At 39.9% G+C, this 12063-nt stretch carries 14 protein-coding genes; 12 read left to right on the top strand and 2 right to left on the bottom strand.

What is annotated here, in order from left to right; translation table 11 throughout:
• Nucleotides 1-114: 114 nt before the first annotated feature.
• The 5 genes from MKX57_RS16830 to MKX57_RS16810 all read left to right on the top strand — a co-directional run bounded on the left by MKX57_RS16830 (nucleotide 115) and on the right by MKX57_RS16810 (nucleotide 3892).
• Nucleotides 115-642 (top strand): Spo0B domain-containing protein, encoded by a 528-nt coding sequence (locus MKX57_RS16830; protein WP_089986688.1) that lies wholly within the window; start codon nucleotides 115-117, stop codon nucleotides 640-642.
• Between the two features lie 5 nt (nucleotides 643-647).
• Nucleotides 648-1937 (top strand): GTPase ObgE, encoded by a 1290-nt coding sequence (gene obgE, locus MKX57_RS16825; RefSeq protein ID WP_090002897.1) that lies wholly within the window; start codon nucleotides 648-650, stop codon nucleotides 1935-1937.
• Between the two features lie 24 nt (nucleotides 1938-1961).
• Nucleotides 1962-2417, top strand: coding sequence for an ACT domain-containing protein (locus MKX57_RS16820; RefSeq protein WP_004226679.1), 456 nt, complete (start codon nucleotides 1962-1964; stop codon nucleotides 2415-2417).
• A gap of 182 nt (nucleotides 2418-2599) precedes the next feature.
• Nucleotides 2600-3478 carry a prephenate dehydratase gene (pheA, locus tag MKX57_RS16815; protein ID WP_089986687.1) on the top strand — a complete coding sequence of 293 codons (879 nt, stop codon included), beginning with the start codon at nucleotides 2600-2602 and terminating at the stop codon, nucleotides 3476-3478.
• Between the two features lie 21 nt (nucleotides 3479-3499).
• Nucleotides 3500-3892 carry a thiol-disulfide oxidoreductase DCC family protein gene (locus tag MKX57_RS16810; RefSeq protein ID WP_008181193.1) on the top strand — a complete coding sequence of 131 codons (393 nt, stop codon included), beginning with the start codon at nucleotides 3500-3502 and terminating at the stop codon, nucleotides 3890-3892.
• Nucleotides 3893-3966: 74 nt separating this feature from the next.
• On the opposite strand, the gene MKX57_RS16805 is transcribed toward MKX57_RS16810, so the two are convergent.
• On the bottom strand, nucleotides 3967-4500 hold the full coding sequence (locus MKX57_RS16805) for a transcription repressor NadR (protein ID WP_089986686.1): 534 nt from the start codon (nucleotides 4498-4500) through the stop codon (nucleotides 3967-3969).
• 141 nt (nucleotides 4501-4641) lie between these two features.
• Here MKX57_RS16805 and MKX57_RS16800 point away from each other — a divergent pair, with 141 nt between their 5' ends.
• The 7 genes from MKX57_RS16800 to yajC all read left to right on the top strand — a co-directional run bounded on the left by MKX57_RS16800 (nucleotide 4642) and on the right by yajC (nucleotide 11055).
• Nucleotides 4642-5646, top strand: a complete 1005-nt coding sequence (locus tag MKX57_RS16800; protein WP_342550430.1) for a LysM domain-containing protein — start codon at nucleotides 4642-4644, stop codon at nucleotides 5644-5646.
• Nucleotides 5636-6514 (top strand): phosphotransferase, encoded by an 879-nt coding sequence (locus tag MKX57_RS16795; protein WP_321172016.1) that lies wholly within the window; start codon nucleotides 5636-5638, stop codon nucleotides 6512-6514. Before MKX57_RS16800 ends, MKX57_RS16795 begins: the two co-directional genes overlap by 11 nt.
• Nucleotides 6515-6625: 111 nt before the next feature.
• Nucleotides 6626-7246 (top strand): Holliday junction branch migration protein RuvA, encoded by a 621-nt coding sequence (gene ruvA / locus MKX57_RS16790; RefSeq protein WP_008181187.1) that lies wholly within the window; start codon nucleotides 6626-6628, stop codon nucleotides 7244-7246.
• A gap of 18 nt (nucleotides 7247-7264) precedes the next feature.
• Nucleotides 7265-8269: a Holliday junction branch migration DNA helicase RuvB gene (gene ruvB / locus MKX57_RS16785; protein ID WP_008181185.1), complete on the top strand. Its 1005-nt coding sequence runs from the start codon at nucleotides 7265-7267 to the stop codon at nucleotides 8267-8269.
• A gap of 17 nt (nucleotides 8270-8286) precedes the next feature.
• Complete coding sequence (gene queA, locus MKX57_RS16780; RefSeq protein ID WP_008181183.1) at nucleotides 8287-9327, top strand: tRNA preQ1(34) S-adenosylmethionine ribosyltransferase-isomerase QueA; 1041 nt, start codon at nucleotides 8287-8289, stop codon at nucleotides 9325-9327.
• A 56-nt stretch (nucleotides 9328-9383) separates the two neighbouring features.
• A complete protein-coding gene (gene tgt / locus MKX57_RS16775) occupies nucleotides 9384-10529 on the top strand; it encodes a tRNA guanosine(34) transglycosylase Tgt (protein ID WP_008181181.1) in 1146 nt (381 codons plus the stop codon).
• 262 nt (nucleotides 10530-10791) lie between these two features.
• Nucleotides 10792-11055, top strand: coding sequence for a preprotein translocase subunit YajC (yajC, locus tag MKX57_RS16770; protein ID WP_008181179.1), 264 nt, complete (start codon nucleotides 10792-10794; stop codon nucleotides 11053-11055).
• Between the two features lie 94 nt (nucleotides 11056-11149).
• On the opposite strand, the gene MKX57_RS16765 is transcribed toward yajC, so the two are convergent.
• Complete coding sequence (locus MKX57_RS16765) at nucleotides 11150-11989, bottom strand: polysaccharide deacetylase family protein (protein WP_089986683.1); 840 nt, start codon at nucleotides 11987-11989, stop codon at nucleotides 11150-11152.
• Nucleotides 11990-12063: the final 74 nt, after the last annotated feature.

Here is a 12063-nt window from a genome sequence, read left to right as displayed (position 1 = left end):
AAATAGAGCGATTTCAGACGCAATTATGCCTGGGCATAATTGAATAAAGAATTAAGGGAAAAATACAGCAAAACTTGTTATACTAGTAAAGATAACTTTATTGGAGTGAATGGGATGAACAATCAATCACTAACCATTAGTGAAGTATTACGTTTTGCAAATCATGATTTTGTGAATCAATTGCAATTGATTCGCATGAATTTAGATTTAGGTAGAGTTGATGAATCAAAGGAACTTATTCAGCATTTTTCAGAACAGTTAAGAGTGTTTTCTATCCTCAATCGACTACAATTACCACAAACAATCGAATGGCTCCAAACAGCAGGATGGCGTTTCCCTTCCTTAGCTTGGAAAATAAACGGCGACATAAAAAAGCCCGTGACCAATAAGATTGATCAGGAAATTGTAGATTACTTAAACAAAACAGTTATGCATGTTTATGATACATTAGATCCATTTACAGAGCAGATCCTCACGCTTGATGTACGTGTTGACGATCATACATTTGCCGTGACATTCACGCTAAATGGGCTATGGAGTGCTGATGCATTCACCGAAAAAGGTTTGAAACAATTCGACATTCAAACAATTGAGCAGACAAATACACGCTGGCAATATGTCTTGAGTGCAAATAGGGAGTGAACTAAATGTTTGTCGATCACGTAAAGATTTATGTTAAAGGTGGCGACGGCGGAGATGGCATGGTTGCCTTTCGTCGAGAAAAATATGTACCGAACGGTGGTCCAGCTGGTGGAGATGGTGGACATGGCGGTAATGTCGTATTTGAAGTAGAGGAAGGCTTACGTACGTTAATGGATTTCCGCTATAAACGCCATTTTAAAGCACCGCGTGGCGAGCATGGTATGAGTAAAGGCATGCACGGTAAAAATGCGGAAGATTTAATTGTTAAAGTTCCACCAGGTACAGTGGTTATGAATGAAGAAACAAATGCCGTTATTGCTGACTTAGTCGAGCATGGGCAAAGAGCCGTTATTGCGAAAGCAGGACGTGGTGGACGTGGGAATTCTCGCTTTGCTACACCTGCCAACCCAGCGCCAGAACTTTCTGAAAAAGGTGAGCCAGGACAAGAATTAAATGTTATATTAGAGTTAAAAGTTTTAGCAGATGTAGGGTTAGTTGGTTTCCCAAGTGTTGGCAAATCAACACTTTTATCGGTTGTTTCTGCTGCTAAGCCAAAAATTGGTGCTTATCATTTCACGACAATTGTACCGAATTTAGGCATGATTGAAACGGATGATCACCGAAGCTTTGCAATGGCAGATTTACCAGGGCTAATTGAAGGAGCTCATGAAGGGGTAGGATTAGGCCACCAATTTTTACGACATATTGAACGTACACGCGTTATCGTCCATGTGATTGATATGTCAGGAATGGAAGGTCGCGATCCTTATGAAGATTATTTAACAATTAATGATGAGCTAAAACAATATAATCTTCGTTTAACAGAGCGTCCACAAATTATTGTGGCCAATAAAATGGATATGCCTGATGCAGAGGAAAACTTAACAGCATTCCGCCAAAAGGTAGGAGAAGACGTTCAAATTTTCCCAATTTCTGCTGTTTCACGTCAAGGGTTAAAAGAGCTGTTGTTTGCTATTGCGGATCTATTAGAAGTAACGTCTGAATTCCCACTGTATGATGAAGTAGAGGAACAATCAGACGCAACGGTTATGTACAAGCATGAGGCAAAAGGTGAAGATTTCGAAATCACTCGTGACGATGACGGTACATTTATTATTAGTGGCTATGCTATTGAGCGCTTATTTAAAATGACGGACTTTAGCCGTGAAGATGGTATACGTCGTTTTGCTCGTCAATTGCGTGCAATGGGTGTGGACGAGGCTCTACGTGAACGTGGAGCACAGGATGGCGATACAGTTCGCCTACAAGAGTTTGAATTTGAATTTGTCGATTAAGACATGAGTTTTAGGGGGAAGCGTATGAAGAATGTTGCGAATCAGCGATATTATTTAGTTCGTGAGGATGTTTTAACGGATGCAATGCAAAAAACTTTGGAGGCGAAACACTTATTATCAAGTGGTTCAGTATCTTCCATATGGGATGCGGTAAAGCAGGTGGATTTATCGCGAAGTGCGTTTTACAAATATCGTGATGCGGTTTTTCCTTTTCATTCAATCGTGCAGGAACGCATTTTAACAGTCTTTTTACAGCTTCAAGATAGAAAAGGAACACTTGCTAAGCTTCTAGAAACTGTGACAATTACACATTGTAACGTATTGACGATTCATCAAACAATCCCTATTCAGGGGCGTGCCAATGTTACATTATCACTAGATGTAACAAGTATGACATGTGATCTTGATGACCTAATTCAGCAATTAAAACGGTTAGATTTTGTTGAGTCAGCGGAAGTCATTAGTTCTGGTGCTTTATAATCATAGTAAGGTGTTCGATCCTTTAATTTTTGACAAAAATGACAATTATCGTGTTTAATAATCCATATGCTCTTGAAGCACTGGAGTAATAATACGATACCAAAGCTCAAATAAGGAGCTGTCCCTCAGTGATACATCAATCGCTAGGGACTGCTCCTTATTACATAAAGGAGGTTTTTGCAATGACAAAGCAACAATGGGAAAATCGAATCGCATATTTAGGACCGGAAGCATCATTTACATACTTAGCAACAAAGGCTACTTTTCCAAATGAGTGGCTTGTACCTTGTGCAACGATTCCTGAATGTATTGAGGCAGTAGCAGAGGGAAAGGTAGATTTAGCCGTTGTACCATTAGAAAATGCCTTAGAAGGTTCAGTTACGCTTACACTTGATTACTTATTCCATGAAGCATCACTATATGTAACAGGTGAATTATTACTGAAAATACAGCAGCATTTAATGGTCAATAAAGCGCAAATGGATAATTGGCAGTCTATCGAAGGGGTCTATTCCCATCCACATGCTCTAGCGCAATGCCATAAATATTTATTTTATCGTTTCAGTCATGTGCCCCTTCAACAAACAACTTCAACAGCAGCTGCCGCTAAATATGTATCCGAAAACCCAGAGCAATGTATAGCAGCGGTTGGAAATGCAGCTGCCGCAGAAAAATATGGCCTTGAAATAGTAGAGTCCGATATCCATGATTTCCATTTTAACCATACTCGTTTCTTTGTTCTGTCTAAGAAAAATCAACGTTTGCCACAAGAATTATCCGAGGGGCAAGCGAAAACAACTTTAATGATTACATTGCCAACTGACCGTTCAGGGGCATTACATCAAGTGCTTTCTGTCTTTGCATGGCGTCAACTGAATTTAAGTAAAATCGAATCGCGTCCATTAAAGACAGGACTAGGTGATTATTTCTTCATGATAGATGTGCTAGCGGATGAAAAAGTACCAATGATGCGCGGTGCAATGGAAGAACTTGCTGCACTAGGTTGCAAAGTAAAGTCATTAGGTACATACTTTACGTATCTTACATCTGACGAAGCATAATAGCTCTAAGGGGGAAATATAATGCGTGGGATCATTTTATTTGATGGTATCTGTAACTTTTGTGATAGCACCGTTCAATTTATTATCAAACATGATCAAGCAGGTTATTTTCAATTTGCGTCATTACAAAGTGATGTCGGTCAAGCATTACTCCGACAGTTTAATATATCCGAAAAAATAGATAGTGTGATCCTCATTGAAGATGGGAAAGTATATGTTGAGTCGACGGCAGCTTTAAAAATAGCCAAAAATTTGGAGAAGGTTTGGCCTTGCTATTATCTGTTCATTCTGGTACCCCCAATTATTCGCAATTTGTTATATAGACGGTTTGCGAAGCACCGCTATCGTTTATTTGGCACCAAAAAGGAATGCCTTTTACCTACCCCCTCACAAAGACAACGATTTCTCTCCTAATAGATTGGGGGAGTGGAACGAGTCATCATCGAATGAAATAATAAAGCACAGTATGAGAAAATACTGTGCTTTTTTTATTGGTCTGTCACCAAATAGCCCTTTTTGTGTAAGGCTTGTTCAATTAATGTTAATACTTCCACAGAGGGGGCTGTAATGACATGAAGATGAATGCCTCCTGTTAGTGCAGATAAATAATTAGCCTGAGTGGCATTAACTCGTTCAATAAATTGTTTTACCTCATGACGGTTTGACACCATGATAGAGGCCGTTAGTTCGCCATAAATAGGATGTTCAACCATAACATTTTTGACGGTTCCCCCACAATCTACAATCGTCATTAGCTCATCTTCTGTTTGCTCAGATGTGTGTATGCATGGTAATGTGCGTTCAACAGTTTGCTGTAATTGCTCCTGATGCATATAAAGATAACCCTGACTCGTAGCGATAATAGGTTCGTTTCTCGCCTTCAATAAAGTCATATCATTGACAATAACTTGCCTAGAAACATTGGCGAATTTAGCTAAGTCTGTCCCTGTTATAGGTGCTTTACTTTTTTGTAATTGCGCTAATAGCTGCAGTCGGCGTTCCTCGCCTAACATTTTTTTCATAAGAGATCACCTCTGCCCGTAATAATGGAAACAGTATTCCCTATAGGTTAGTGTACCATGAAGCATTTCTAACTTGTTGAAATTTTTGTATCCAAATGGAACATTGAACATATGATACGTAGAGAGGAAGGGAGGAAAAAATTGCGTATTCATATTGTTCAAAAGGGAGACACATTGTGGAAGATTGCGAAAGAGTACGGCATTTCGTTTGAAGATTTGAAGCGGCTCAATGTCCATCTTGCCAACCCAGATTATATTGTCCCGGGCATGGAAATTATTTTGCCTGAAAAAATAAACAAAGAGCCACATAGAGAGTCACATAAAGAAATGCCAAAAAAGGAATCACAAATGCATAAGGAGACACCTAAGGAAGTTCCGAAAAAAGAGGTACAGAGGCCAATGCCTCCACCACCACCAATTGTACCGCCAGCTCCAATGCCAATGCCAGAGCCACAAATGATTCCAATACCTATACCAATGCCTATGCCAATGCAGATGCCACAACAACCGATGTGGGTTCCACAGCCTGTAGAAATGAATTGGCACCAACAATTAGTCATGCCACAAATAGAGCAAACAGTCACAACACCACCACCAGTACAAATACAACCAGCGCCACCGCCACCACCACCTGTAGCGAAGCCAATGCCACATCCAATGCCACAGCCAGCACCACCGCCAATGCATATCATGCCACATATGCCTGCTGTACCACATTGCTCAAGCTGCCATCAACCAATTTATCATCATCAAATGTGGTGGCCAATGCCAATGCAGCCACAGGCCGAGCAGTATATGATGCCGCAGCAGCCGATGTCCTTTGAGATGCCAGAAAATAAAGTGGGCGGGATGGAAGACTTCTTGGAGTCCACATCACCATTTTTCCACACGCCTAATCAACAAATGCAGCCACAATTTAATATGATGCCTGAAATGAGCATGGGCAAATCATGTGGCTGTGATGCACAACCTTGTGGCTGTCAATCACAACCGATGCCGATGCCAATGCCTGCATGGCAAATGGATCCATGTCATTGTCCACCACCACCATGCCCAACGCATTGTCCACCGCCGTGCCCGTCATCAGTAGGACCTTGGATGTCACCGCATTATTTCCCAGGCGGGATGACGCCTTATCGATGGTGAAAAAGCGTATATTGTCGAAGAGGTAAAATCAAATATTTGGAAATATAGATATCGATCGAATACTTATTTTGTCAAACGAGCAAAACAACTAGAGATTGCAGAGAAGGTAAGAACAATTCATCGCCAGCTAGGTCGAATTGAACCTAACCTTATCCTACCATTAGTCCGGAGTGATGATGAGCAGCTCATAGTGCAAGAATGGCAAGAAGGAAGCCATGGTGCCAATTTTGCTCATAAAAAGGATCGGAAGGAATCTCTTCAACTACTAATAGCTTTACATGACACATATAAAAAAATCGCTTGGCAACGCTTGCCTGGCTTGCATACCTATTCACAACTTTTAAAATGGCAAATGCGTCATATGCGTTTTAAAAGCAGAAGAAATGAGTTTCGGGCTTTCTTAACGAAAGAAGAAATCGACCAAATTTTGCATTATAGTGATAAATCGCTGCAGTTAATTGCCCTAGAGGATGTAGCTGAAAAAGAAATTACACTATTGCACGGGGATGTTGTACATCATAATTTTTTATGGTGCACGGACGGACAATTGCGTTTAATTGATTTTGATTTGGCGCATCTTGGAGAAGCCGATGACGAATATATTTTATGGTTGCATCGGGTACTACCTGCAGTCGATTATGATTTAGCTAAAGTCTTTGCGGAGTTACCAGAGCTGAAACGACTTGATAAAAGAAAGCTTCATCGTTTAAAATATCCGAATGAACTGTTGCGAGAATGGCTTTTTGCTGTGGATTTGCCACTTGATCAGCAACTAGTATTTTTAGATTATTTAGTACCATTTACTAAACGAGCCCTCACCTATTGGCCAAAACTGTGGTACGATATTGATAGATTTGTGAAGAAATGACCGTCATTTGGCGGTCATTTTTGTCTTGAACAGCGTTTTGGATACTACTTTCTGTCGAGCATTCGTTCGCTATATGCTATAATCGAAGACGATGATTGTGAGGGAATATAGATGTATGATTATTTAAAAGGACTAATTACTCGTATTACACCAGAATATATTGTGCTAGAACAACAGGGGATTGGCTGGCAATTGAATACACCCAATCCGTTTGCATTTCGAACATCAGCGCTTGAACAACAAATTTATGTTCATTTACATGTACGAGAGGACGCACAAATGCTTTACGGTTTCCCGAATCTAGATCAACGTGAGCTGTTTCGTAAGTTAATTTTAGTATCTGGAATAGGTCCAAAGGGGGCACTAGCTATTTTAGCGACTGGCAACCCACAGCAGGTTATCAGTGCGATTGAACGGGAAGATGAAGCGTTTTTAGTGAAGTTCCCTGGAGTAGGTAAAAAAACCGCACGTCAGATGATATTAGATTTAAAAGGGAAGCTAGGCTCTTTATTAGAGACAATTGAACTGCCGAGTACAGAAGATGAACTGCCATTGTTTGGCGTTAATGCTTATAAACACGAATTAGAAGAAGCGATACTTGCTTTAATGGCACTTGGTTATTCTGAAAAGGAGCTCGAAAAAATTCGCCCGCAGCTTGAGGATAACGACAAGCTTGAAACGACAGATGCCTTTATGAAACAAGCGTTACAACTATTATTAAAATTAAAATAAGGAAAGGAGGGAAGAGGCATGTCTGAACGTATGATGGCTAGTGAGGCAAGTGGCTATGATGAACAGTTTGAATTATCTTTACGCCCACAAAGGTTAGCCCAATACATAGGGCAGCATAAAGTAAAGGAAAATTTACAAATTTTCATTGAGGCAGCAAAACTTCGGCAGGAAAGTTTAGATCATGTGTTGTTATATGGACCACCAGGGCTTGGTAAAACGACATTGGCTGCTGTTATAGCAAATGAGATGAGTGTCAATGTGCGCATGACAAGTGGTCCTGCAATTGAACGTCCAGGAGATTTAGCTGCGATTTTAAGCTCACTAGAGCCTGGCGATGTTTTATTTATTGATGAGATTCATCGACTACCTCGTGCTATTGAAGAAGTGTTATATCCAGCAATGGAGGACTTCTGTTTAGATATTGTGGTGGGAAAAGGTCCTGAAGCACGTTCTGTACGACTTGACTTACCTCCCTTTACCCTTGTAGGTGCTACCACAAGAGCTGGCGCCTTATCAGCCCCTCTGAGAGATCGCTTTGGTGTATTATTACGCTTAGAGTACTATGATGATATTTCTCTTGCTGAAATTGTTGCTCGCAGTGCCCATTTATTTGAGGTAGAAATTGAGCAAATAGCAGCAATGGAGATGGCGAGACGTTCTCGTGGTACACCTCGAATTGCCAATCGCCTATTGAAACGAGTACGTGATTATGCACAGGTGCTTGGAGATGGTATGATAACGGAGGGTCTTGCAAAGCAAGCTTTAGAGCTGTTACAAGTGGATCCAAGAGGGCTTGATCATATTGACCATAAACTTGTCACGAACATGATTGAGCGCTTTCGAGGAGGTCCTGTAGGCTTAGATACGCTTGCGGCATCAATTGGTGAGGAACGGGTGACGATAGAAGATGTATATGAACCCTATCTCATGCAAATTGGGCTTATTCAACGCACACCACGAGGAAGAGTGGCGACACATTTAGCCTACGAACATTTTGGATATGAGTATCCCCAACAAACATAAAGAAGGAAGTTTTTTTCATGCGTGTAGAAGATTTTGATTTTGAATTACCAGAGGAGCTTATTGCCCAAACACCATTAGTAGATCGTACAGCTAGTCGATTAATGGTTGTGACACCTGGCTCAATTGAAGTTGAGCATCACCATTTTGCACATGTCTTAGATGAGCTACGTGCGGGAGATTGTCTTGTGTTAAATGATACAAGGGTCTTACCGGCTCGCTTAATGGGTGTAAAAGAGGAGACAGGCGCCCATATTGAGGTATTATTACTGAAGCAATTGGCAGGTTCAGACGAGTGGGAAACCCTTGTAAAACCAGCAAAACGCGTAAAAGTAGGAACAGTTATCACATTTGGAGATGGGTTGCTGACAGCTACTTGTACAGGTGAGCTTGACCATGGTGGACGAACATTTGAATTTCATTACGATGGAATCTTTTATGAAATATTAGAGCAGCTTGGTGAAATGCCATTACCGCCTTATATTCGAGAAAAATTAGAAGACAAAGATCGCTATCAAACGGTCTATGCGAAAGAACGTGGCTCAGCTGCTGCTCCAACGGCGGGTCTACATTTTACAGAAGAATTATTAGAACAAGTAAAGGCAAAAGGGGTAGAGGTTGTCTTTATTACTCTTCATGTCGGACTTGGTACATTCCGTCCTGTTAGTGTGGATTCCATTGAAAACCATGAAATGCATGCCGAATTTTATAGTGTGACGGACGAAGCGGCAGACACGATTAATCGTGTAAAGCGTAATGGCGGTAAGGTAATAGCTGTTGGGACAACCTCCACACGTACATTAGAGACAATTGGCTCTAAATATGGTGGTGAGGTACGACCAGAGCAAGGTTGGACATCTATTTTCATCTATCCAGGCTATACGTTTTCTGTGGTGGATGGTTTAATTACAAACTTCCATTTGCCAAAGTCAACACTTGTTATGCTAGTGAGTACGCTAGCCACTAGAGAAACTATTTTAAGTGCCTATCAGCAAGCTGTAGAAGAAAAATATCGCTTCTTTAGTTTTGGTGATGCTATGTTTATTCGACCAAAAGAATAAAAAAGAAATAATCGGAGTACTGTTTTTACTTCAGATCAGAGAGGGTTTTTATTTTTATGACACAACCAGCAATTCGCTATGAATTACTTCATACATGTAAACAAACAGGAGCACGTCTTGGTATCGTGCATACACCACATGGCTCTTTTGAAACGCCAGCATTTATGCCAGTTGGGACACAAGCAACGGTTAAAACAATGTCTCCTGAGGAATTAAAAGAAATGAATGCCGGTATTATCTTATCTAACACGTATCATTTATGGCTTCGTCCAGGCAATGATATCGTCAAGGAAGCAGGCGGACTGCATAAATTTATGAACTGGGATCGACCAATTTTAACAGATTCAGGCGGTTTCCAAGTATTCTCGCTAAGTCAGTTCCGTAAAATTGAAGAGGAAGGCGTTCATTTCCGTAATCATCTTAATGGGGATAAATTATTCCTAAGTCCAGAAAAAGCGATGGAAATTCAAAATGACTTAGGCTCGGATATCATGATGGCCTTCGATGAATGTCCACCGTATCCTGCAACACATGAATATATGCTGCAATCAGTAGATCGTACAACACGTTGGGCAAAAAGATGCAAAGAAGCTCATAATCGTCCGGAAGAACAAGGGTTATTCGGAATTATTCAAGGCGGTGAATACGAGGATCTACGCCGTCGTTCTGCAGAAGCATTAGTCGAGTTAGATTTCCCAGGCTACGCTATAGGCGGATTATCTGTTGGAGAACCGAAAGATATTATGAACCGTGTTCTTGAGTTCACAACACCGTTAATGCCAGCAAATAAACCTCGATATTTAATGGGAGTGGGTTCACCAGATTCATTAATCGATGGTGCCATTCGTGGTGTTGATATGTTTGACTGTGTTCTGCCAACACGTATTGCGCGTAATGGTACACTGATGACATCAGAAGGTCGTTTAGTCGTTAAGAATGCAAAATATGCTCGTGATTTTGGGCCAATTGATCCGAACTGTGATTGCTATACATGTAAAAACTATTCACGTGCTTATATTCGTCACTTGATTCGCACAGAAGAGACATTCGGTATTCGTTTAACGTCTTATCATAATTTACATTTCCTATTAAAGCTAATGGAACAAGTACGTGAGGCAATTCGTCAAGATCGTCTTGGTGATTTCCGAGAAGAGTTTTTCGAGAAATATGGCTTTAATGGACCAGATGCGAAAAACTTTTAACCAATTACTTTTGTAAGGATAATAAAGTGGACGAGTTTTTCATAAAAAAGGGCATTAGAAATCCTCTAATGTCCTAAATGAATAGCCATAGTATGGCAATATCATTCAAAACTTTGTAAAAAGTGAATATTTCTAGCAAAATATTGTCAATCATAGAAAAAATATTAGTAAATGAGAAAATTTTTGGGCTTGTCCATCGCTTTTTAATGGTGGAATAGTCTATACTAAAAAAGTGAGATTTGGAAAGGGGGCAAGAAGTATTATGGATCAATTATTAGGCTTAGCACCAATATTATTAATGTTCGTTGCTATGTGGTTTATCTTAATCCGTCCAGCTAAAAAAAGACAGCAGGAAACACAAAATATGCAAGGTAGTTTGCAACGTGGAGATAAAGTCATTACAATCGGTGGCATGCATGGTGTCATTGATGCAATTGAGGACACTTCAGTAACATTAAAGATCGCTGATAATGTACGTGTGAAATTTGACCGACAAGCAATCGGCCGAGTTGAGAAGGACATGTAATCATTAAAAGGAAAAAGGCTTACAATAGGCAATAGCTATATTGTAAGCCTTTTCTTATGATGTTGAAGCAGAATGGATAACTTCCTACTGCTTCTTATTTCAGTGTATTTATTTTATGAATTAAGTCGGCACCTGAATCATTGCCATTTACAATGATTCTACTCAGTGCAAATAATCCATCACCCTTTTTAACATATTTATTTTGAATGACAAAGCCCATTTTAAAACCAGCCTCCTGTGCTAATTTAATGGTGGCGGCAGATTGAATACCATATGGATAGCTAATGGCGATGGGCTCATAGCCTAATTTTTCTTTAATTATGTTTCTGGAGTGAATAAAATCATCTTTGACCCTTGCTTCGTACTGCTCTTGACTTTCTAATTGTCCATTCAAATAGCTTGGACCGTAAATGGCCCCATTTTGTCTGCCATATTTTGAAGGTAATTTATAATGCGAGTCCCAAGTATGGCTTTGGATCGTTATATAATCTTGCATTTCTTTTAATTGTTCCCAATTCATTTTAGCAATTTCATGTGGATAGGCAATACCCTTACTTGTATCGACTATTCGGCTTGCAATAACAAAGATTTCTGCATGTAGGTCATATTTTTTCAAAATCGGATAAGCCATTTCGTAATTGCTGAGATAGCCATCATCAAAAGTAATCAATACAGGCTTTTCAGGTAATTTGATTTGGCTTGTTAAGTAATCGTGTAATTCTTTGACCGAAATCGCATGATACCCTTCTTCCTTAAGTGCTCTCATCTGTTTATCAAAATTAGTGGGTGAAATAACCGTATTATTGTTTATATTGTCCGCTAAATGGTGGTACATAAGAACGGGTATAGTCTGTTCTTCGTATCCATAAGTAAGGAATGGATACGTGAACAGAACGATATAAACAACAACGAAAGCAATAATTTTCCTAATCATTTTCTCACCTTATTTGCTGTTTATAGTTTAAAGTATGTCGTTCTTTATATTTTGTACGAACAACTAAAGACTAT

The sequence above is a fragment of the Lysinibacillus sp. FSL M8-0216 genome, assembly GCF_038595555.1.
Taxonomy (GTDB): Bacteria; Bacillota; Bacilli; order Bacillales_A; family Planococcaceae; genus Lysinibacillus; species Lysinibacillus fusiformis.
The sequence above is the reverse complement of the archived record's forward strand: the minus strand, read 5'-3'. Positions and strand labels throughout refer to the sequence as shown.

Excerpts from the sequence above, each read along its gene's own strand:
- MKX57_RS16830 (WP_089986688.1), top strand. The coding sequence starts at position 115 with ATGAACAATCAATCACTAACCATTAGTGAAGTATTACGTTTTGCAAAT.
- obgE (WP_090002897.1), top strand. The coding sequence starts at position 648 with ATGTTTGTCGATCACGTAAAGATTTATGTTAAAGGTGGCGACGGCGGA.
- MKX57_RS16820 (WP_004226679.1), top strand. The coding sequence starts at position 1,962 with ATGAAGAATGTTGCGAATCAGCGATATTATTTAGTTCGTGAGGATGTT.
- pheA (WP_089986687.1), top strand. The coding sequence starts at position 2,600 with ATGACAAAGCAACAATGGGAAAATCGAATCGCATATTTAGGACCGGAA.
- MKX57_RS16810 (WP_008181193.1), top strand. The coding sequence starts at position 3,500 with ATGCGTGGGATCATTTTATTTGATGGTATCTGTAACTTTTGTGATAGC.
- MKX57_RS16805 (WP_089986686.1), bottom strand. The coding sequence starts at position 4,500 with ATGAAAAAAATGTTAGGCGAGGAACGCCGACTGCAGCTATTAGCGCAA.
- ruvA (WP_008181187.1), top strand. The coding sequence starts at position 6,626 with ATGTATGATTATTTAAAAGGACTAATTACTCGTATTACACCAGAATAT.
- ruvB (WP_008181185.1), top strand. The coding sequence starts at position 7,265 with ATGTCTGAACGTATGATGGCTAGTGAGGCAAGTGGCTATGATGAACAG.
- queA (WP_008181183.1), top strand. The coding sequence starts at position 8,287 with ATGCGTGTAGAAGATTTTGATTTTGAATTACCAGAGGAGCTTATTGCC.
- tgt (WP_008181181.1), top strand. The coding sequence starts at position 9,384 with ATGACACAACCAGCAATTCGCTATGAATTACTTCATACATGTAAACAA.
- yajC (WP_008181179.1), top strand. The coding sequence starts at position 10,792 with ATGGATCAATTATTAGGCTTAGCACCAATATTATTAATGTTCGTTGCT.
- MKX57_RS16765 (WP_089986683.1), bottom strand. The coding sequence starts at position 11,989 with ATGATTAGGAAAATTATTGCTTTCGTTGTTGTTTATATCGTTCTGTTC.